A 20,998-nucleotide genomic window follows, 5' to 3' on the forward strand; every position below is an offset into this window, starting at 1 on the left:
GTTCCTCCCTAATTTGGTAATAAATAATATCTAATTCTAGCATATTCCAATATACTTAAGTCGAAAAACATTTTATTTTCAGAAACTTTGTGGAAAATGCACAATACGTGATTGAAATAGGTGAAACGAATTGTCGACAATAAAAGAACCCTAGGCTATAAATGCCTAGGGTTCTTTTATTGTTTTTCTATGAAAGCTGCTCTCCTTGATATGCAACAACATCAAGTGGAGCGGCTAAAAATTCTTTTGCCTTTGCGACGAAAGCTTGGAAATGTGCACTTGCATTATGGCTTTGAACCGCTGCTTCATCTTTCCACACTTCGAGCATTAAAAAGGTGTTTTCTTTCTCTGTATCCTTGAAAAGCTTGTAGGACACATTGCCTTCTTCTTCCTGTGAAGCTTTCATTAAACCGTTGATTTCTTCTAGAAATACGTTTTCTTTCTCTGGATGAATGGTCATCCCTGCATGAATAATAATCATATGATCGTCTCCCTTTTTTTAAAAATTATTTCCACTCTGTGATGCGGTCGATCGGTAAACGGTAAGAAGCATAACCTTCGTCAGCCGCTTTCCCAATGGATAGAAGCATAACTGGTACATAACGCTCTTTATCCCAGCCGAATGTTTCAGCGATGACTTCTTTGTCATATCCGCCAATTGGGTTTGTATCATAGCCATGCGCACGAGCAGCAAGCATCAGCTGCATTGACACAAGTCCACCGTCAATTAAGATCGTTTCACGATTCACTTGCTCTGGAAGAGCTTCAAAATGTGCAGTTAATGCAGCAATTTGTCTTTCTTTTACTTCCTGCGGCATGTAGCCATTTTCTACTGCTTTTGAATAAATTTCTTCTAAGTATTCATTGTTTTTCATATCTGCAAACACAGCGATGACAGCTGATGATGTAGCTACTTGTGTTTGGTTGAATTTTGCGAGTGGTGCAAGCTTTTCTTTTCCTTCTGGGCTGTCAATGACCATGAAGCGCCAAGGCTGTGCATTCACTGATGATGGTGCTGTTGTTGCCTCTTCTAAAATTTCTGTCATTTCTTCTTTGCTAATTTTCACTGCTGGATCATAGTTACGAATGGAGCGGCGCCCTTTCATAATATCCATAAAATCGTTTGTTTTTAATGTTGTAGCCATGTGTAACACTCCTTTAGGTTGTTTGAATCTTTTCGATGTTTTGTTGTATACGGATGAGCACATCAGTGAGAAGCTTTCGTTCTTCATCACTTACGTTTTCAAGCATTTCTGAGATAAATCGTTCTTTTTCTTTTTTAGAAGCTTCGATTCTTGTTCTGCCTTCATCTGTCAGACGAACAAGCGTGACTCGATTATCTTCCGGCTTTCTTCTGCGCGTGACCATTCCTTTTGTTTCTAACTGTTTTAAGTGACGCGTCACAGCCGCACTATCAATATTTACTTTTTTCTGCAAATCGGATTGGCTGATTTCGTCGGCTTGGAATAACAGTGATAGTAACTCCAGTCTTGATTGGCTGATGCCCGTGCATGCTTCGAACTTCACACCCATCATACGGTTCACGCACTGCAAACGATATAATACCTCTGCTTCTTCAGAGCAAAATGCAGTCAATGCCATCCCCTCTTTTCTATTCAGATCAATTAGTTGATATATCAATCATTGACTCGTCAACTAATATACACCCATTGTTTCATGATTGCAAGAGGTTTGTTTCATAAAGTGAAATTTTTTATTTCAATTAAAAAAGACGAGCTTTTGCTCGTCTCAGACAGTAGACAAAGGGCTAAAATGTAGTTTATTTTAGCCCTTTGTCTTCTTTTCAGCATGAAAGAAAACCTTTGCAGTCTAGGAAGGACGAGCAATGGAGCGGAGCGAATTTGACATTCGTGAGCACCAGCGCACAGGACTGACACCGAATGCGAGGGTTTGTCTTCACGCTGGGACGAGCTTTTGCTCGTCTTAAGAACTTGGTGTCGTTGTTGGTCCCACATAGTAGCTGATAAATCCAATGATCATCAAGACAACAAAAATAAAGAGAATGAGTTTGAGCATTCTCATGGTTTATCCCCTCCCACTCATCTAACTTATCATATCTAGAAGAAGCGCTACCTAAAATTTACATAAAAAAAGACAAAAGCGATTCATCACTTTTGTCTTTTTCTCTTTATTCTGTAATCACTGTATGAATCAAAGTCGGAGCATCGGCATGGTCATCAATGCGGATGTTGTCATAAATTTTCTCCATGACATTCGCAACATCTTCACGGTTTGCATGCAGCGTCACGAGAGATTCGCCTTTTTCTACACGATCGCCTACTTTTTTGTTTAGCATAATGCCAACAGATAGGTCGATATCGTCTTCTTTTGTTGCACGTCCTGCTCCAAGAATCATCGCTGCAACACCGATTTCGTCTGCGACGATTTCAGCGATCACACCTGATTCTTTTGCCGGCACTTCGATTTGATAAGGTGCTTGCGGCAGTTTTTCCGGTTGATCTACAATCGAGCCGTCTCCACCTTGGTTTTCTAAAAATTCCTTGAATTTCTCAAGTGCTTTGCCGTTTTTCATGACTTCAATTAGCTTTTCTCTTGCTTCATCAAGTGTCTCTGCTTTTTTCGCAAGAACGACCATTTGACTTCCTAATGTGAGCACAAGCTCGTTTAAGTCTTCAGGGCCTTCACCTTTAAGCGTGTCAATCGCCTCTTTCACTTCAAGGGAATTTCCAATCGCTAATCCTAGCGGCTGAGACATGTCTGAGATGACAGCCATCGTTTGTCTGCCAACATTATTTCCGATACGAACCATTGCTTTTGCAAGCTTCTCAGAGTCTTCAGGTGTTTTCATGAAAGCACCTGCGCCTGTTTTTACATCTAGTACAATGGCATCTGCGCCAGCAGCGATTTTCTTACTCATAATAGAGCTTGCAATGAGCGGAATTGAGTTAACAGTTCCTGTCACATCACGAAGGGCATACAGTTTTTTATCAGCAGGTGTCAGGTTGCCTGATTGTCCAATGACCGCTACTTTATGACGGTTCACCAGCTCGATGAACTCGTCTTTTGTAATTTCAACGTGGAAGCCTTTGACTGCCTCTAGCTTGTCGACTGTTCCACCCGTATGTCCAAGACCACGCCCAGACATTTTTGCAACAGGTACATCAAGTGCTGCAACAAGAGGAGCGAGTACAAGCGTTGTTGTATCGCCTACACCGCCTGTTGAATGCTTGTCTACTTTAATACCGTCGATAGCAGACAGGTCAATTGTGTCCCCTGAGTTTGCCATAGCAAGTGTTAAATCTGCACGTTCTTGATCCGTCATATCTTGGAAGAAAATCGCCATCGCCAAGGCACTTGCTTGGTAGTCAGGAATTGTTCCGTCCGTATAACCTTTGACAAAGAAAGAAATTTCCTCTGAAGATAATTCTTTTCCGTCACGTTTTTTCGCAATGATATCTACCATTCTCATTGTTTTCACCATTCCTTCTTTAGTTTAGTAAATCAAACCGACAACGCCTGCTGTTAAGAAGCTGACAAGTGTTGCACCGAATAACAGCTTTAATCCAAAGCGTGCGACAACGTTTCCTTGTTTTTCATTCAAGCCCTTAACGGCTCCAGCAATGATACCGATAGACGAGAAGTTCGCAAATGACACAAGGAATACAGAAATGATCGCTTCTGTACGAGCAGTGAAATGGAAGGCATCGCCAGAAAGAATTTGCATCGCCACAAATTCGTTAGACACCATCTTGGTCGCCATAATACTTCCTGCTTGTACTGCTTCGCTCCATGGTACACCAACAATAAACGCAAATGGTGCAAACACATATCCAAGTACATCTTGGAAAGAAACACCGATGGCAGCTGTGAAAATGCCATTAATCATCGCAATTAATGCAACGAATCCAATCAACATCGCAGCCACAACAATGGCTACTTTGAAACCATCCATAATGTATTCGCCGAGCATTTCGAAGAAAGATTGTCTTTCCTCTTCTACGACTTCAAGCATGTCTTCGTCTTTAGACACTTCATATGGATTGATGATAGACGCAATAATAAATCCACCAAATAGGTTCAGCACAAGTGCTGTAACAACGTACTCCGGTTTAATCATTTGCATATACGCACCGACAATGGACATTGATACAGTCGACATCGCAGATGCACACAATGTATAAAGACGCTGTTGAGGTAATAATCCAAGCTGTTTCTTAATGGAAATGAACACTTCGGATTGACCTAAAATCGCTGACGCTACGGCGTTGTAAGATTCTAGTTTCCCCATTCCATTGACTTTACTAAGCAAATACCCAATTCCGCGTACGATCAGCGGAAGGATACGCCAATGTTGCAGGATACCAATCAAGGCAGAAATGAAGACGATCGGCAGCAAGACATTGATAAAGAAAGTTGACGCATTATCATTCATTAAACCGCCAAATACGAAGTTGATCCCTTCACCAGCATAGCCTAAGAGCAATTTAAACCCTTTGGCAAAATTACCAATTATATAGTTCCCAACACCTGTATTGAGCAGAATATAACCTAAAATAAATTGCAGTACAATCATGACAATGACTGGACGGAATTTCACTCGCTTTTTCCCGTTACTTGCCAGCCATGCAATGGCGAGAATCACCAGCAAACCGATAATACCAATGACGTATTTCATGTTTTTCCTCCTTGAATGAATTCGTTTACATTAATGTGCTTGTATAGAACAAACCCTATTTCGCAAACAAATTGCGGAAGAAAATCCCAGAAATGAGATCCTTCCGCATATGACTTTTTCATCATCTAATGAGTCATGATTGTTATCCTACCATAGGATCGTATGAATTAATAGTCTTTAGAAGGAGCTGATTGATCCCCTTTAATAATGGAAACGCCTGCACTGGCACCGATGCGGGTTGCACCTGCAGCTGTCATCGCTTCTACGTCTTCTTTTGTTCTTACGCCGCCTGATGCTTTGACACCGATGTCAGGTCCAACTGTTTTACGCATTAATGCGATGTCCTCAGCTGTTGCACCGCCTGTACTAAATCCAGTTGATGTTTTGACGAAATCAGCGCCAGCTTTTACAGAAAGTTCACAAGCTCGTACTTTCTCTTCATCTGTGAGTAAACAAGTTTCAATGATGACTTTCACTAAGGCTTTGCCTTTTGCTGCGTCTACAACGGCACGAATATCTTGTTCAACTGCATCATATTCGCCATCTTTCAATGCCGCAATATTGATGACCATGTCCACTTCAGTTGCACCGTTTTCAATGGCATCCTTTGTTTCAAATGCTTTCACTGCTGTTGTGTTTGCACCTAAAGGGAAACCGATGACTGTACATACATCAACGCCTGTTCCTTCTAGTTCTTTCGCCGCAAGAGATACCCAAGTTGGGTTCACACAAACGGAAGCAAATTGATATGTCTTTGCTTCATCTAGTAACTGCATGATCGCAGCTTTAGATGTATCTGGTTTTAGTGCTGTATGATCAATGAGCTTTGCTATTGTCATGATTCACACTTCCTTTTAAATATGATACTTTCATCTTAAATGACTATTGAACAATTGTAAATATAGTTATGAAATTTTGTTCATCTATTTTGTGACATTTAAAAGAGCTCTTGCTGTGTGCTGATCGATCATCAATACGTTCGCATATTTTCCTCTCAGCGCCCCATGGATAGAGGCAACCTTTCGATGTCCACCAGCCACAAGAATGGAGCGCTCTTTTGTTCTCAAATCATCCAGCTCCACACCGATTGTGCGATTGTTAATCGCTTCACTGCAAATGCGTCCTTCTTGATCATAAAAACGCGAACAGATATCTCCAACACTGGATGTCTTGAGCAGCGCCTTTTCTTCTTCACGGAAATAACCGAGTCTAAATAAAAGCGCCTCATCTCTTACCGTCCCAACTGTAAACACAGCGATATTTGCCTGTTTGCCCATTTCAATAATGCGCTGGATATGTCTGTCCTGTTCGACCATCTCTTTAACGGCGGCACTATCGAATACAACAGGCAGTGGCAAATAGCGTGGTGCCGTTTGAAAAGCTGATGCAAACAGCTGAATCGTTTCCGCAGAATATGTATTCACATGTGAATGGCTGATTCCACCTTTCAGCTGAACCACTTCTACCCCTTTTACCTGTTTAGGTTGCATCTTTTGAGCAATTTGATACATCGTGGTGCCCCAGCTCACTCCAACGATATCGCCGTCTTTCACCGTATTCTGAAGATAATCTGCACCAAACCGGCTCAAGTAATCCGTAATCGTTGGATAATCATCCTTTGGTGAAAATACCACATGAGCCTCGAGCAGATCATATTTTTCTTTCAGCAATAAGGACAGCTCATTTAAATCCTCAAATGGGTCCATCACTGTAATTTGGACGTACCCTTTTTCCTTCGCATACTGAAGCAGACGAGACACCGTTGGCCTCGACAGGTCAAGCTGCTTGGCGATTTCCTGCTGACTGTAATCAGATAAGTAATAGAGCCTTGCTGCTTCAATACTTAATTGCTGTTTCTCCCGATCCATTCGTACGCCTCCTTTTTTCCTCTATCATAACAAATTGTTCACTTCACCATGCACAAATGTTCATTTAAAGAAAATGGTGTAAGCTGCGTGAAAGGTCTCTTGCTTCTCTAAGGTTTGAATGCCGAATTTCTCCTTATACTGCCCGTTTGTCCCTTCCATATCAGCGATCCCATACCAAGGCTCAATACAAACAAAAGGAGCCATTGTTCCCTTTTCTTGATCATATGGAGACCAAATACCAACGAACGGAAAATCACTGAGATCGACCTCAACGCCGTGACCTGCTTGAGAAGTCAATGATACTTGATCAATATGACTAAAGATCATTGCATCGTTCTGAAAAAGTTCTGGGCGAAGTTGAATCGGCTCAAACTCAACACCTTTCTCCTTCTCTCTCACAAGTGAATCATGAAGTTCATATTGGACTGGATCATGTTCGGTGGAAGGGATCAATGTGAGTGAATAATCAGCTGTCTGCTCGCCTTCAACAAGCGGGACATGAAATGCCGGATGTCCACCAATCGAGAAATACATCGTGCCATCTCCTTCATGAACAATTTCCCAGGAAATCGTTAGTCCATTTTCCGACAGTGCATAACTGATGCGCGCTGTAAATTCATACGGATATTGTGACGTGTGACGGCCATTTGATTGATATTGAAAAACCACCTGATCTTTTGCTTCTTCAAATAGTTCAAAATCAACATCACGCAAAAATCCATGCTGCGAGAGTTGATACGTTTGATCGTCTATCTTGTATTGATCATCCTTCAACCGTCCGACAATCGGAAATAAGACGGGCGACACCCTGCCCCAATAAGCAGGGTCACCAGACCACATATATTGACGTCCACTTTCTTTATGAAGCACCTCTCTCACCTCGGCACCTCTCTCATTGATTTGAACCAATAACAGATCATTTTCAATCGTTCTCATTCAACACATCCCCTTTCCTTCTTCTTTTATTATGACAGGGATTTTCGGTTTGAGTATAAAAATAAGAATCCCTCAATCCTTAGAAAGTTTCTTCATATAAAAAAATTTTAAAAAAGACAGAAATTCGCCAACAAAATGTAATGCTGATTCGTCTAATCTTATATAAAATAAAAGAATCGTTGTTCTTTTGGTGTAACAACAAAAAAGACGCGTTTGACATTGATGGGGGATTCTTTTTCATGAACAGCAAGGAAAACCGTTTACGTTACATATTAGGATTAGATGGGCTGAGAGCTGTTGCCGTATTGGCGGTCATTGCTTATCACTTACATATTGAACCCGCAAGCGGCGGGTTTCTTGGCGTTGATTTGTTTTTTGTGATTTCTGGTTACTTGATTACAACCATCTTGCTGCATAAGCAGGATTTGGGCTATCAAGAGCTTCTGCCTTTTTGGATGGGCCGCATCAGAAGGCTGCTTCCAGCTGCCTACGTCATGATTTTTTTAATCGTCAGCTGGTGCGCCATTGCTGGTTCAAATGCATTAATGTCCATTCGTGGCGATGCCTTATCGTCCTTTTTTTATGTGAGTAACTGGTGGTATATTTTTCATCAGCTCTCTTACTTTGACAGCTTCAATGCTGTATCTCCACTAAAAAATTTATGGTCTTTGGCGATTGAAGAGCAATTTTATCTCATTTGGCCGGTACTGTTGATTGCTGGACTGAAATGGGTGAAAAATAGATCCCATCTTCCTATGATCACCTTTGGTCTGGCACTTGTATCTGCGTTATGGATGGCCATTCTCTATTCACCGGATACTGACCCGAGCAGGATCTATTATGGAACAGACACACGTGCGTTTGCACTCCTCATCGGGTGCAGTCTTGCATTTGTCTGGCCCATGCACAGACTTTCCAGCAGAAAATTACTTCCTGTCGGCAGACGTATACTACATATAGCCGGATTCGGTTCGATGGTCATTTTCCTCTTATGTGTTTATGCAGTCGATGAATTTGACGGCTTTCTCTACCAAGGCGGTATGCTTTTATTCTGTCTGAATGCAGCGATCTTAATTGCGTGTGTCTGCCATCCTGCCAGTCTTATTGGGAAATGGCTGTCTTTTCAACCACTCGTATGGCTCGGAAAGCGGTCTTATGGCATCTACTTATGGCATTATCCAATTATCGTGCTAACCACACCGGTCATTGAGATTGGACAGCCTTCCATGGGACGTGTCACATTACAGCTCATCGCAATTCTACTCATATCAGAGGCTTCCTATCGTTTGATCGAACAGCCGATTCGTAAACTCGGGTTTAGACACTATTTTGCCTCTTGGTCGATTTGGAAAACAGGAATCAAGCAATGGTCTATGTCCAATAAAGTGTTTCTTGGGATTGCCGCAGTCCTTTTGATTTTATTTACCATTGGTATGTCTAGCTCGTCTCATACATCCCCGCATGCACAAGAAGTAACACAAATTAAGACAGCGCCCCAAAAGGCAGGCGGTCAGACAGAATCAAAAGTGAAGAAAAAGAAAGACAAACATGAGAAAAAAGCAGCGGATCAGAAGCAGTTTCGCCAAATTCTTGCTATTGGTGATTCCGTCATGCTAGACATAGCGCCGAATCTTGAAAAAGCATATGCACAAATCACCATCGATGCAAAGGTTGGCAGACAAATGAACGAAGCCGTCAACATCGCTCCTCAGTATGCTTCATTTAATCAATCTAATGCCGCTGTTATTATTGAGCTTGGCACAAATGGTTATTTTACAGAGGGGACTTTGACCTCATTCATTCAACATTTCTCGAAGGCTCATATTTTTCTTGTGAACACTCGCGTTCCAAGATCTTGGGAAAATGATGTGAATGCAGTCATTGAGCGTGTGGCCAATCAACATCACAATGTGAGCTTAGTCGATTGGCATTCAGCTGCCACAGGACAGCCATCCTATTTTCAGCCAGATGGTGTTCATCTTTCCACAAAAGGCTCTGACACATTGACTCAGCTCATTAAAGCCAGTATCAAGAAAAAAGGAGATGTGTCCTCAGCATCATAAGAAAGCTAGCATCCTGTGAAGAGAGATTCAAAAAAGACATGCTTTCCTATGATTGGAGGCATGTCTTTTTTGTGATGGATGAGCACAGAGCTGCATTATGTTTTACTTTTAAAAGACCAAATGATGACAGGGATGAGAATTAATGATAAAATTCCTCCACTTAAAGATAATGTAGCATAACTCGTATTCGCCACGACCATTCCTGAAAGGGCACCGCCAGAAGCACCTGCTAACGCAACAAAAACATCGAGTGTTCCTTGGGTTTTTGCCCGGGTTGATGGTTCTGTAGCATCCACTATTTGAGCAGTACCACTAATTAAACCAAAGTTCCATCCCAATCCAAGTAAAGACAAAGCAATGATTAATAGAATCATTGAATCACTTGGTGCGAATGCTGCTAATAAACCAGCAAGTAACAGTGTGATGCCCGACGCTATGCTCATAGCTGTTCGTCCTAGTTTATCTACAAGTACACCCGTGATAGGTGAAGGAAGATACATGGCTCCTATATGAAAACCAATCACAATGCCCACTTCGGCTAATCGATGACCATGATGCTGCATATGCACCGGCGTCATGGTCATGAGTGCCACCATGACAATTTGAGTTAAGATCATCACTGTGGCACCTACTGTAAGCCCTTTTTTATCTGTTTTTTTATCAGCAGCATCTGCTTTATTTCCATGACCATGTTCTGCTTTGTAAGTTGCTATTCTTCGGGCAATGTCTAATGGATCAGGACGCAACAGAATAAAAAGGACAAGACCAGCTACAATAAATGCTACTGCTGATAAAATAAAAGGACCGGCAAGTGCTGGAACACCAATGGACACTGCAAATTTACCCATCACTTCAACTAAATTCGGACCTGCTACTGCTCCAAATGTTGTCATGACCATTGTTGTACTAATGGCAGTTGCACGCTGTTTAGAATTCGCTAAGTCCGTCCCAGCATAACGCGCTTGTAAGTTCGTGGATGTTCCTGCTCCGTAAATGAAGAGCGATGCAAATAATAAAGTGACACTATTCATCATAGCTGCCAGTACAACGCCAATTGCTCCGAGCCCTCCAGCAACAAAACCTGTCGATAAACCGATGCGTCGTCCATAACGTTGCGAAAGCTTTCCTACAATGAAAGCTGACCCAGCTGACCCCAAAGTAAATAAAGCGATTGGGACTCCTGCATAGGCTTCAGTTCCAAGCATTTGTTGCGCTAAAATGGCACCTACCGTAATTCCTGCAGCTATTCCAGCCCCTCCAAATATTTGCGATAGACTGACAACGAACAATACTCGTTTATATAAATTTTTCAATTTTTGGGGTGAATCTATATAATTCTTCACTACATCTTGTTCTGTATCTAACACTTGTAAACACCCACTTGAGGTTTATTTGCCCAATGTAACCATTATATCAGTTCCGACTACAATCCTTGATTTAAATCTCTTCCGCCTCTCGGCCATTTACATGGCGAGCAAGCTATTGTTTTCGGATCATAGACACCTTGTTTTGAAATGGATCATGAATAAAGCGCCCACATGACTGACCTGTACTTTTGAGCTGATGCGTATCTTTTGTCGTTTTCTTTTATGCCGTTAAAAGACTGGCACTCAATGCTAATGCATGCTTTTCCTTCGTTTTTTGATCCACCAACGCAAAATCACCATTCTCATACGCTAATGAAAATAATTCTTCGATATGAAAGACACCTGCCTGAAACTGCTTGCTCAATACATGCAGTGCCACAGCACTGGCGACTTGAGCTGTTGCTTGAGACTCATCGCGACCTTTTATTCCAAGCGCTGCTTGATGAATTTCGTTACCCTTCATTCCTACCGCTTCCACTTTCACTGCATATTGATCTGTACCCATTTGAGCAGATTGAATCAGTGAAATGGCACGTTCCTTGATTTTCGGCATCGTGAGAAGGGACGTCATTCCGAGTTTCCTTGTGAGAGCAAATGCACGTGTCGCTACACCAGAATCAAAACAGAGCCTTGTTGTCACAGAAGGCACATGGAGCGTTGAAGGCAATGTTTGCTGGTCAGAGAAAGGAAACTGATAGGCTTGCCGCTTTCCAAGCGTTTTACCAAAATCAATGCGTTTCCCTCCAGTAAAACTTTTGACTTTCTTTCGCTGATGATTCTTCGTCAGCTCATAATCTGTATGCACATGATCAAGCGTCCATTCAATAGCTGCTTTTCCATGCTGGTCGCCTAACCCAAGCATGATACTAATATCAATTTGCTCCACAGAGGTCAGAATAGATGCCGCCTTCGCTGCAAGCAAATTGGTGAGACCTGGTGCAAGACCTACGCTCAGCACAGCCGTTGCGTTCAATTGCTGTTGATGGACCTTTGCCAGCTTCTCAATATAGGCTCCTTTTGCCGAAATATCGAGATAATCAATACCTGATCGTAAGCATGTTTCAGCAAATGACGTGTCATCTTGATCAAGACACATGATCACGAGTTTCGTTTCATCCATCCAGTCCGTATCCACTGGTTGTCTTACGTCTATCTGAAATGGACGTACACGCCCATTCGTTTGGCGTGCAAATTGTTCAGCCTTCTCATAACTTCGGCCAGCCGCAAAGACTTGCCCAGGATACACGTCACTTAATTGAAGACATATTTGCTGCCCCACATGTCCATAACCGCCTATCACCATCACTTTTGACCTCATTTTCCAACCGCCTTTCTATTGCCTCTTTTACAAACAATCCCTTTGATCATGCCAGCTTGAAAATAAGGTCTGATGTCTTGAAATCCTGCTTCGGTTAATTGTGCTGTCATCTTTTTTTCAGACACGGGATATGTTGTGACACCCAGCCTTTCTCGGAAGGACGTAAACACTTCCTTTCCCAAGCCTTGACGCTTCATGAATAGAGAAAGCATATGAAGCTCCTGCTGAAATGCAGGCGTTTCTGGGTCTCCTTGAATAAACGCCAGCACGAGAGGCGCCCCTGGCTGAAGCCGGCGGGCAATCTCCTGTAAAAAGGTCAGCTGATCTTTTACAAAATGAATGACAAGCAAACTTACTGCTGCATCGTACAACTTTTCAACCGGCACTTTGTCTAAGGCCATCTCATACCATGTGACGCGATCTTGCATATGAAGCTGTGCCACTCTGCGCTTGGCCATATCAAGCATGGTTGGAGATGGATCAACCCCTGTGATATGCCAGTCTTTATTTCTTTGAAGCATGTTGATGATCTCTTCGCCCCCACCTGCTCCGACTGTTAACATGCGAGAAGCCGCTCCCATTAATTCGATTTCTACTCTATCCACTGTCAGCTCATGCAAAAGATGATAGCCCGGTACTTTATGTGCAATTGTCGCTGCATAGGATTCAGCAACAGGATCATGCCAATGTTGATTTACACTCATATGTCTTCTCCTCCAGTTTCCGCTTTGCTTCGTTCCCTTTACACTAACGGTATGTTATCTTCATTGTAAGAAGATAGATGAGAAAAAACGATCCCTAAAAGTGGGGATATTGAGGAGGAGATCAAATGAACAATCCAGCCGCTCATTTTCAGCAGCTGAGAAAAAGCATTCGAGATGAACTTGCTGCTATCTGTGATTTTGATGCTGCCTGTATCACATCTATTGATCCAGCTACTCTCCTCTCGACGGGTTCTTTTACAGATGAACCGATTGAAGCCATACATAACGAGCTGTTTCAAAATGAATATTTAAAAAAAGATGTGCACCAGCATGAAGATCTAGCGAAAGGTCCTGTCCACGTTGCCAGTCTCGTCCAAAGCGGAGAATACCTCAATAGTGGTCGATACCAGCACATTTTGTTGCCTAACGGATGGGCAGATGAATTGCGGGCAGCCCTTGTGATTCAAGGTGAATGCTGGGGAATCGCCAGCCTTTATCGGAAAAAGGAGAAGGAACCTTTTCATGAACAAGATATACAAGCGGTTAGTCGCCAAACACCAGCACTCGCAGCCAAGCTGAGAGATGAACTTTTTAAAAGAAGAGAAACGGAAGAAGATGAAACGGCGGAACACCAAGGCTTCCTCATTCTTTCACACGATTACCATCTTCTTTATGGAAATGAAACCGGTCTTCATTGGCTCCACACCTTCCAAACCTTTGAGCAAATTCATGACGGTGCCATCATGCCCCGTCCGTTTAGAGCATTAGGTGCTAAGCTTTTATATGGCGGCGGTGACCAAACAGCGGTCAGCATCACCAGAATGCCGACAGGGCGTTTTCTCTCTCTTCAAGCATTTCGTTTAGCACAAGCAGCCGGGCAGGAAGAGGCTGTCATGATTCATATTAAACGAGCTCAAACAAGTGACATCCTTCCTTATATAGCGAAAACATATCGGCTAACAGAAAGAGAAATGAACGTCCTTGACTGCTTAATAAAAGGACAATCCACAAAAGAAATTGCCAGTACGTTATTTATCTCGCCTCATACGGTGCATGATCATGTAAAGGCGATGCTCGAAAAAACAAATTTGAACAGCAGACGTATGCTTGTTTACTTTTTCTCACACATATAAAAAAGCGGCTACCTCATTGGTAGACCGCTCTTTCTTTATTTTCCGATGACTCGCTCATGCAAGATATGTGCGACTCCTGCTTCGTTATTGGATTTTGTCACAACATCCGCAACTGCTTTGACATCTTCAATGGCATTTCCCATCGCAACGCCACAGCCCGCAAATTCTAGCATCGACACGTCGTTCCCATTGTCACCAATCGCCATCACTTCTTCACGAGAAATCCCCAGTTCATGCGCTAGAAGCTTCACAGCATTCCCTTTGCTCACATCAGGATGAAGAATTTCTAGGAAGAAATCTGTGCTTTTTACCATCATGTACTGATCCTTCACTTCAGATGGAATGGCTTGTATCGTCTTTTCCAAACGTTCCGGCTGATCAATATACATCATCTTCGGAAGTCTCATGGATGGGTCTGCCTCTTCGACAGGTAAATACTTAAGCGGCAATTTCGTCAAGTACGATTCAAGTACCGTGTATTCACTAATATCCCGATTTGGTGTGTATAGATGAGCTGAATCGAAATAATGCATAGGTGTATCCAGCTGACGGCTCAGTTCATATAAAGAAGTCAAATCATCATAGGATAAAGTTAATTCTGATACGACTTCATTTGTATGGCTGTTTTGTACAAGCGCTCCATTATAGGCGATGACATAATCCCCCTCTTGATCAAGCTGCAGCTCTTTTAAATAGCGATGCACCCCGCCAATCGGCCGGCCTGTACATAAAACAATTTTAACGCCTTCTGCCTTCGCCTGTTGAATCGCTTCAAACACCTCATCCGGCACCATATGCTGATCATTTAATAACGTACCATCCATATCAATTGCGACTAATTTATACATTCACTGCTCCCCTTTTCTCAGCAAAACGTGCTGTCACTATTTTGAGTGATCATCTACATGATCACATGCTGTTCATCATACTATGTACCTATTTTAGCCTATCGTTTTTTTCTCACACTGTCTACTTGTTCATATCTGTAACAAAAAATCACTTCATCCTCATCTATTATAACCTATTCTATGAAATCCGCTGTGAATAGGACAGACCTGTCATTTTAACAGTATGAAAAGGAACAAATGTTCATCGGAGAATATTTTGAAACTAGCAAATCTAATTGTATGATGGATAGCAAAGAAAGGAGGTGCAGGGAATGATTACATTTACGAGAGGAAAATTGTCAAAAATGTCTGGTGTACATATTGAAACCATTCGTTTTTATGAAAATGAGGGTGTGCTCCCCGAGCCTAAGAGAGCACATAACGGCTATCGTTTATATGATAAAAAATATGTACTCATGCTATCCTTTATCACTGAAGCAAGAAAGCTAGATTTCTCACTCAAAGAAATTCGAGAAATTATCACGTCACTATTCGAGAAACAGTCGAAAACAGAAGCGGAACAGCTGCTCGAACAAAAAGTAGAAGATATTCAAAAATCCATTCAAGAGTTAAAAAAGAGGAAGGCGGCCATTCAACTGTTAACGAAACAAACATTAGCTAACATTAGTTAATTGTAGAGGCTGCCAAAGATGTGCCGGTATTTTTTACTGGCACCCCTCTGCGCCTAGCTGGTAAGTACACGTTGTATGAAAACATCAGGTATACTAGAGACAGCTTGACGTGACATCAATCGTATGGAAGGGGTTATGAATAGAATGAGAATAGCAACCATTGGAACAGGTGTGATTGTGGAAGGTTTCCTCCAGGCAATTGAACAGCTTGAAGGTGCTTCTTGCCACGCTGTCTATTCAAGAAAGGAAGCTACGGCAAAGAAACTCGCAGATCAATTCGGGGTGCAAACGACTTATACGGATTTAACCGCTATGTTAGAAGATCCCCATATAGAAGCGGTATATATCGCATCACCCAATCGTTTACATAGCGAGCATGCCACGGCTGCATTGAAACACGGAAAACATGTGATTTGCGAAAAGCCTTTTACCTCTAATGTGAAAGAGCTAGAAGCCTTAATCGCTCTCGCAAAGGAAAAGCAGCTCTTCCTATTTGAAGCCATTACGACCGTTCATATGCCCAACTATCATTTAATCAAAAAACACCTTCATCAATTAGGCAGAATCAAACTCGTTCAATGCAACTATAGTCAATATTCAAGTAAATATAATCAGCTGCTCGCCGGGGAAACGCCGAATGTCTTTAACCCAGAGTTTTCTGGCGGTGCCCTCATGGATATTAACATTTACAATGTTCATTTCATTATGAATCTATTTGGTTCACCGAAAGACGTTCGTTACCAGGCCAACCGCCATCCAAACGGCATCGACACATCTGGTGTTTTAACTTTTACTTACAATGATTTCATCGCCACAAGTGTTGGCAGCAAAGATACAAGCAGTATGAATTTCGCTTTGATTCAAGGGGAAAAAGGGTTCCTGCATGTGAAAAATGGTGCGAATGGCTGTGAGGAAGTGTTGCTGCATATAGGAGACCAAGTCACTTCACTCAATGCACAAACCAATTCGAACCGCCTGTTTTATGAAGCAGAAGCATTTCAGCATATCATTGAAACCGGAAATGTCGAAAAGTGTTATGAATGGCTTGATGACAGTCTTTCTGTCATGAAGGTTCTTGAAGCCGCTAGGAAAGACGCCGGTATTGTTTTCCCAGCAGATCATGCTTAAATAAAAAAACCGCCTTCTGATGAAAAGGCGGTTTTTTGACATTAGATACTCTTTGAATATGCCACTAGACGCTGAGACATATGATTCACTTCATCAACGGAAGCGTTCACTTGCTCTGTCAAAGCAGCCTGTGTTTGCGTAAGAGCTGTCATATTGGAGATATTTTCAAGAATTTGATCGATTTGTGTTTTCATTTCAGTTAAACTAGATTCGATATTTTCTGTCGCATTGGCACTATGAAGCGCTAGCTTACGCACTTCATCGGCAACGACTGAGAAACCGCGGCCCTGCTCGCCTGCTCTTGCTGCTTCAATTGCGGCATTCAAACCAAGCAGATTCGTTTGGTTTGCCACTTCTTTGATCAAGTCTGAAATGTTCTTCGTCTCATCTGCACTGTTTTTCGCCAGATTAGCAGCAGACGTTGACTGCTCTTGAGCGACAGCAAGCTCTTGTGCTTGGTTTGTTACAGAACTGATGCCAGATACCATCTCACTAATAGAACTTGAAAGCTGTTCTACTTGGGAAGCCATTTCATTGGCTGTTTTTTCTTTATTTTTTTCTAACGTAATATCACGAATCGTTCCTGCAACACGTAAAGGGACACCCTTCTCATCACGAATGGTTTCACCGCCCGCATGATACCAGCGGTACTCGCCATTTTTACTCTGCAATCTATAATCAATGTCAAATGGCGTGCGCCCAGAGTGGTCATTTAAGTGATCCGAAAAGGCTTGGAGAGCCGATTCTTTATCTTCAGGATGCAAACGATCACTCCAGCTACTCAACACGTTCGGGAAATCTTTTTCATCTGTAAAACCAAGCGTTTTTCTAAACTGTGGAGACCACCAGAATTCATTGTTTGGATTGACAGAATCGCCAGCCTCTACAACCATATCCCAAGGCGCTTCCACAAGCGCACGGTTGATCAAGTCATATCTTGTCACGAATGCTTGCAGCTCTTCTTCTTTCAATTTCTGATCATGAATATCAAAAAGAGCCCCTGCCACACGAAGAGGTACCCCATTTCGATCTCGAATCGTCGTTCCAGTTGCTTTGAACCAACGATACTCGCCATTTTTCAACTTCAGACGATATTCGATATCATACGGTGTACGGCCAGAATGATCCAATAAATGCGTAGAGAATGCATTCAAAGTGTATTCCTGCTCATCTGGATGAATTCGAGATGCCCAGCTGTCTAAGACATTAGGAAAATCGTTTTCATTTTGAAAACCTAGCATTTTGCGGAAATCATCTGTCCATGTGAATTCGTTTTTTGGATTCACAGGATCTCCTGCTACAACCGTCATATCCCATAGACCCACTTGAATCGCTTTTGTCACTAAATTCATACGCATATGAATATCTTCTTGCGCTTCTTGCATCTTTTGTAACGCTTCATTTATTTGAGCCACAGCTTCTATTGTTTGACTAGAAGAGAATGCAGCAGTATCAATTCTGGCTGAAAAATCTCCCTTCTCAATTCGTTCAACTAATTGACTGCTTTCACTAAGAAGGGCCCCCGACGATGAATCACTTGCTTTTCTCATAAACATCTTCAATAACTCCTTTCATTCTTCCATACTTTTTTGAAATATTTTACAGTTATAAATAATTCTTTATTAGGACTTTAGTAATACAAAAGATATATCGACAAAAACTGAAAATTGTTTATGTCAGAATGAAGGCAAAAGTTCATTTTTTCACGAAGTTTCAGATTTTGGGGATGGGTCATGGAAAGGATTTATGGAAGAAAACGGCTCATTTGATAGAATCAACCGCCTATTTTGTCTGAAAAATCTCTTTTTTTATATTGACACTGACCGCTCGAAAAAAGAAAATGGAACATAAGCATTTTAAAAAAGGAGAACGTCATGAGCGCGAATCAGGAACAACACGAATTAAAAAAGCTTTTATCGCCGCGTCATATTCGCATGATTGCGATGGGCGGGGTCATTGGTACAGGAATCTTTAAAGGAAGTGCCGATACAATCGGCTTAGCAGGTCCTGGAGTCATCTTTTCCTATGTATTTGCTGGATTGCTTCTTCTCATTGTCATGGCGGCTTTAGCTGAAATGGCCATCGTCTACCCGGGGAATAACCTTCGCGACCTCATACAGATTGCGCTTGGTCAACGTTTTTCATTTGTTGTCGGATGGGTTTACTGTTTTATGTGGCTCACTGTATGTGTCATTGAAATCATTGCAGCGGGGAGTTTACTTCAATATTGGATGCCAAACGTACCTTTATGGTCTTTATGTTTACTTTGCTCACTCTTAGTCATCGGAATTAATTTAAATAATGTAAAATACTTTGGTGAAATTGAGTTTTGGTTCGCTGGAATGAAGATTTTCGTTATTATTGTGTTTATTATTCTCGGTGCTGCATTACTATTTGGAATCATTCCGAGCGACCAAAGCACGCCTGTTCTCACCAATTACCAAAACTTTGTCCCGAACGGATGGGGTGCTGTCTTTGCCTCATTATTAGTGGTGATCTTCTCGTATGGAGGCTCTGAATTGATCGGGCTGACCATTACAGAAACAAAGGATGCAGAAAAGGTGTTACCTGGTGTTGTCAAAAGTATGATGTGGCGCATCATCTTGTTTTACACACTGCCGATTTTGATTATTTGTGGACTCATTCCTTGGAATCAAATTGATCCGAATAACAGTCCTTTTGTCCAAGTCTTTTCAGCAGCTGGCATGCAGGGTGCCTCTCACTTCATTAATTTCGTCTTAATTACAGCTGTTCTATCTGCCGCCAACTCTGGTATTTACGGTACGACGAGAATGATTCATTCTCTATCTAAATCAGACGGCGGTCCAAAAAAGCTGGCACAGGTCAACAAAAGAGGTGTACCTATTTTAAGTTTATGGGTGACCGTTCTGTTTCTTTTAATCGGAACATTCTTTGCTTACTTGTACCCAGATCAAATTTTCAGCTATATGCTGGCTATTCCTGGTTTTGCGGTTTCTCTTATTTGGATCAGCATCTGTCTGGCACATTTGAAACTGCGTCCAAGATATCCACAGGAGCCGTATTTCAAAGTTTGGTTATTTCCGTATTTCACTTTATTTGCTGGTCTTGTACTCAGTGTCAGTTTTGTTCTGTTCCTATTCAGACCAGAGAACTTACCTAGCTCGATTATCAGCATCGGTTTCTTAGCAGCCGCCATCATTGCTTCATTTTTAATGAAAAAGAAAGCTTAGAAACGCAAGCAAAAACCCGCCTCAATGGCGGGTTTTTTCATGAGCTGCTGCTGCGACTTCGAAATCAACAGACGCTTTTGGGATGCCGTTGATGATGATGGTTAATGTATGAATGCCCTCATAATGCTTTCTCGTTGTCATATTTTGAAACGACTGTGACCGGACAAATTCTCTATGCAGCGCCGATCCTGTTTCAAATTCTGTGATTTTAAATACCTTTTGATTGCGTGTACCACGAGCTTTCACGTAATCAACGGCATACTCTACGCGCAGCTTTAATGGCTTATCTGCCTGAAGAATAAAATGAAAGGTCAGTTTCTCTCCAATACGAACGGGGTCTTGCGTCACCTTCAAATCCGTTACTTGGATAGACGGATCATCTCCATAGCCAAATAAAGCCATGATATCTGGATCGCCTTTTTTCAATAACGTACGGGATGCATGTTTGACAATCCAGTTCGTATGTTCGTTGGTTCCATACCAGCTTTTGACCATTTGCTTCATGAGGTCTGGCTGAATTGCAGAAATATCATTTAAATGATTCGCTACACTTTTTTGCACATACTTGGCCGAATCAGACTTCAAATTTTCTAAAATGGGCAGCGTGACAGAAGGGTCCTTTTTCAGCGCAGGGACGGATAATCCCCACGGCAAACGAGGCCTGCACCCTTCACTAGCGAGACGGCGAATATGTTCATTTTGATCCTGTGACCACACAAGCATCTGCGCCAGCATTTTCTCTTGATCTTGTATGAGAAAAGGTCGAACGGCAAATTCAGCAGTGGAAAACGGTGTAAAGAATTCAAGTGCTTTGATCGAGATATCCCAATGGTCAACACCATATGTCTCTACGTAGTCTGGAAATACGAGCGCACTGAGCCCTGTAAAATGCGGTGCTGTCTGACGCAGTACATCGATTGCCTTCTCATAATCCATAGGCAGACAGGCGTGCATCGATTCAGTTACTCTTCTCATTCGTCCTTTCAACTCCAGCTGCTCCCAATCCTCTTGAAACACGAGCTGCTGAAAGTGATCATCATCAAATACAGTTGACCCTTGCGCAAGTTTTTCTGCTAAATGTTGAATAAATGGT

The 20,998-nt window shown here is 42.1% G+C and carries 19 protein-coding genes; 5 read left to right on the forward strand and 14 right to left on the reverse strand.

The genetic code is table 11. The features are described 5' to 3' along the window. Window positions 1–187: 187 nt before the first annotated feature. The 8 genes from NST09_RS18410 to NST09_RS18445 form a co-directional block, all read right to left on the reverse strand. Window positions 188–481, reverse strand: a complete 294-nt coding sequence (locus NST09_RS18410; protein WP_017358637.1) for a putative quinol monooxygenase — start codon at window positions 479–481, stop codon at window positions 188–190. 25 nt (window positions 482–506) lie between these two features. After that, window positions 507–1,145, reverse strand: a complete 639-nt coding sequence (locus NST09_RS18415) for a nitroreductase family protein (RefSeq protein WP_017368360.1) — start codon at window positions 1,143–1,145, stop codon at window positions 507–509. 13 nt (window positions 1,146–1,158) lie between these two features. Continuing rightward, a complete protein-coding gene (locus tag NST09_RS18420) occupies window positions 1,159–1,602 on the reverse strand; it encodes a MarR family transcriptional regulator (protein ID WP_045033720.1) in 444 nt (147 codons plus the stop codon). A 547-nt stretch (window positions 1,603–2,149) separates the two neighbouring features. Further along, complete coding sequence (locus NST09_RS18425) at window positions 2,150–3,451, reverse strand: pyrimidine-nucleoside phosphorylase (RefSeq protein WP_035702607.1); 1,302 nt, start codon at window positions 3,449–3,451, stop codon at window positions 2,150–2,152. Between the two features lie 24 nt (window positions 3,452–3,475). After that, the gene (locus NST09_RS18430) at window positions 3,476–4,657 is read right to left on the reverse strand and encodes a NupC/NupG family nucleoside CNT transporter (protein WP_096882068.1); all 1,182 of its coding nucleotides are present in this window, start codon (window positions 4,655–4,657) and stop codon (window positions 3,476–3,478) included. A gap of 167 nt (window positions 4,658–4,824) precedes the next feature. Beyond that, window positions 4,825–5,496 carry a deoxyribose-phosphate aldolase gene (deoC, locus tag NST09_RS18435; protein WP_096882069.1) on the reverse strand — a complete coding sequence of 224 codons (672 nt, stop codon included), beginning with the start codon at window positions 5,494–5,496 and terminating at the stop codon, window positions 4,825–4,827. An 84-nt stretch (window positions 5,497–5,580) separates the two neighbouring features. Then, the gene (locus NST09_RS18440; protein ID WP_007498020.1) at window positions 5,581–6,525 is read right to left on the reverse strand and encodes a sugar-binding transcriptional regulator; all 945 of its coding nucleotides are present in this window, start codon (window positions 6,523–6,525) and stop codon (window positions 5,581–5,583) included. Between the two features lie 60 nt (window positions 6,526–6,585). After that, the gene (locus NST09_RS18445) at window positions 6,586–7,461 is read right to left on the reverse strand and encodes an aldose 1-epimerase family protein (protein ID WP_050826758.1); all 876 of its coding nucleotides are present in this window, start codon (window positions 7,459–7,461) and stop codon (window positions 6,586–6,588) included. Window positions 7,462–7,700: 239 nt separating this feature from the next. Between NST09_RS18445 and NST09_RS18450 the strand changes: the two genes are divergently transcribed. After that, the gene (locus tag NST09_RS18450) at window positions 7,701–9,524 is read left to right on the forward strand and encodes an acyltransferase family protein (RefSeq protein ID WP_342493198.1); all 1,824 of its coding nucleotides are present in this window, start codon (window positions 7,701–7,703) and stop codon (window positions 9,522–9,524) included. 95 nt (window positions 9,525–9,619) lie between these two features. Here the strand turns inward: NST09_RS18450 and NST09_RS18455 are convergent, their stop codons facing one another. The 3 genes from NST09_RS18455 to NST09_RS18465 form a co-directional block, all read right to left on the reverse strand. Further along, a complete protein-coding gene (locus NST09_RS18455) occupies window positions 9,620–10,891 on the reverse strand; it encodes an MFS transporter (RefSeq protein WP_050826760.1) in 1,272 nt (423 codons plus the stop codon). A 220-nt stretch (window positions 10,892–11,111) separates the two neighbouring features. Next, entirely contained in the window at window positions 11,112–12,209 is a 1,098-nt protein-coding gene (locus tag NST09_RS18460; RefSeq protein ID WP_050826761.1) for a saccharopine dehydrogenase NADP-binding domain-containing protein, read from the reverse strand. Continuing rightward, window positions 12,206–12,913 (reverse strand): class I SAM-dependent methyltransferase, encoded by a 708-nt coding sequence (locus NST09_RS18465; RefSeq protein ID WP_050826762.1) that lies wholly within the window; start codon window positions 12,911–12,913, stop codon window positions 12,206–12,208. Before NST09_RS18465 ends, NST09_RS18460 begins: the two co-directional genes overlap by 4 nt. 125 nt (window positions 12,914–13,038) lie before the next feature. On the opposite strand from NST09_RS18465, the gene NST09_RS18470 reads away from it, so the two are divergent. Then, the gene (locus NST09_RS18470) at window positions 13,039–14,046 is read left to right on the forward strand and encodes a LuxR C-terminal-related transcriptional regulator (protein ID WP_342493199.1); all 1,008 of its coding nucleotides are present in this window, start codon (window positions 13,039–13,041) and stop codon (window positions 14,044–14,046) included. Between the two features lie 35 nt (window positions 14,047–14,081). Here the strand turns inward: NST09_RS18470 and yidA are convergent, their stop codons facing one another. After that, a complete protein-coding gene (yidA, locus tag NST09_RS18475; protein ID WP_007498032.1) occupies window positions 14,082–14,894 on the reverse strand; it encodes a sugar-phosphatase in 813 nt (270 codons plus the stop codon). A 311-nt stretch (window positions 14,895–15,205) separates the two neighbouring features. Here yidA and NST09_RS18480 point away from each other — a divergent pair, with 311 nt between their 5' ends. Further along, a complete protein-coding gene (locus NST09_RS18480) occupies window positions 15,206–15,565 on the forward strand; it encodes a MerR family transcriptional regulator (RefSeq protein WP_007498034.1) in 360 nt (119 codons plus the stop codon). A gap of 144 nt (window positions 15,566–15,709) precedes the next feature. Then, window positions 15,710–16,693, forward strand: coding sequence for a Gfo/Idh/MocA family oxidoreductase (locus NST09_RS18485; protein WP_046344808.1), 984 nt, complete (start codon window positions 15,710–15,712; stop codon window positions 16,691–16,693). A 41-nt stretch (window positions 16,694–16,734) separates the two neighbouring features. On the opposite strand, the gene NST09_RS18490 is transcribed toward NST09_RS18485, so the two are convergent. After that, on the reverse strand, window positions 16,735–18,249 hold the full coding sequence (locus NST09_RS18490) for a PAS domain-containing protein (protein WP_017368371.1): 1,515 nt from the start codon (window positions 18,247–18,249) through the stop codon (window positions 16,735–16,737). Window positions 18,250–18,567: 318 nt separating this feature from the next. Here NST09_RS18490 and NST09_RS18495 point away from each other — a divergent pair, with 318 nt between their 5' ends. After that, a complete protein-coding gene (locus NST09_RS18495) occupies window positions 18,568–19,905 on the forward strand; it encodes an amino acid permease (RefSeq protein ID WP_116306522.1) in 1,338 nt (445 codons plus the stop codon). 21 nt (window positions 19,906–19,926) lie between these two features. On the opposite strand, the gene NST09_RS18500 is transcribed toward NST09_RS18495, so the two are convergent. Continuing rightward, complete coding sequence (locus NST09_RS18500; RefSeq protein WP_189337183.1) at window positions 19,927–20,859, reverse strand: DNA alkylation repair protein; 933 nt, start codon at window positions 20,857–20,859, stop codon at window positions 19,927–19,929. Window positions 20,860–20,998: the final 139 nt, after the last annotated feature.

The organism is Bacillus sp. FSL W7-1346, from assembly GCF_038593335.1.
Lineage (GTDB): Bacteria > Bacillota > Bacilli > Bacillales > Bacillaceae > Bacillus > Bacillus altitudinis.

Bases quoted from the DNA above. Each gene is read 5' to 3' on its own strand.
- deoC (WP_096882069.1), bottom strand. From the start codon at position 5,496: ATGACAATAGCAAAGCTCATTGATCATACAGCACTAAAACCAGATACA.
- NST09_RS18450 (WP_342493198.1), top strand. From the start codon at position 7,701: ATGAACAGCAAGGAAAACCGTTTACGTTACATATTAGGATTAGATGGG.
- NST09_RS18425 (WP_035702607.1), bottom strand. From the start codon at position 3,451: ATGAGAATGGTAGATATCATTGCGAAAAAACGTGACGGAAAAGAATTA.
- NST09_RS18490 (WP_017368371.1), bottom strand. From the start codon at position 18,249: ATGTTTATGAGAAAAGCAAGTGATTCATCGTCGGGGGCCCTTCTTAGT.
- NST09_RS18415 (WP_017368360.1), bottom strand. From the start codon at position 1,145: ATGGCTACAACATTAAAAACAAACGATTTTATGGATATTATGAAAGGG.
- NST09_RS18485 (WP_046344808.1), top strand. From the start codon at position 15,710: ATGAGAATAGCAACCATTGGAACAGGTGTGATTGTGGAAGGTTTCCTC.
- NST09_RS18445 (WP_050826758.1), bottom strand. From the start codon at position 7,461: ATGAGAACGATTGAAAATGATCTGTTATTGGTTCAAATCAATGAGAGA.
- NST09_RS18480 (WP_007498034.1), top strand. From the start codon at position 15,206: ATGATTACATTTACGAGAGGAAAATTGTCAAAAATGTCTGGTGTACAT.
- NST09_RS18440 (WP_007498020.1), bottom strand. From the start codon at position 6,525: ATGGATCGGGAGAAACAGCAATTAAGTATTGAAGCAGCAAGGCTCTAT.
- NST09_RS18495 (WP_116306522.1), top strand. From the start codon at position 18,568: ATGAGCGCGAATCAGGAACAACACGAATTAAAAAAGCTTTTATCGCCG.
- NST09_RS18430 (WP_096882068.1), bottom strand. From the start codon at position 4,657: ATGAAATACGTCATTGGTATTATCGGTTTGCTGGTGATTCTCGCCATT.
- NST09_RS18410 (WP_017358637.1), bottom strand. From the start codon at position 481: ATGATTATTATTCATGCAGGGATGACCATTCATCCAGAGAAAGAAAAC.
- NST09_RS18420 (WP_045033720.1), bottom strand. From the start codon at position 1,602: ATGGCATTGACTGCATTTTGCTCTGAAGAAGCAGAGGTATTATATCGT.
- yidA (WP_007498032.1), bottom strand. From the start codon at position 14,894: ATGTATAAATTAGTCGCAATTGATATGGATGGTACGTTATTAAATGAT.
- NST09_RS18500 (WP_189337183.1), bottom strand. From the start codon at position 20,859: ATGCACGCCTGTCTGCCTATGGATTATGAGAAGGCAATCGATGTACTG.
- NST09_RS18465 (WP_050826762.1), bottom strand. From the start codon at position 12,913: ATGAGTGTAAATCAACATTGGCATGATCCTGTTGCTGAATCCTATGCA.
- NST09_RS18460 (WP_050826761.1), bottom strand. From the start codon at position 12,209: ATGAGGTCAAAAGTGATGGTGATAGGCGGTTATGGACATGTGGGGCAG.
- NST09_RS18470 (WP_342493199.1), top strand. From the start codon at position 13,039: ATGAACAATCCAGCCGCTCATTTTCAGCAGCTGAGAAAAAGCATTCGA.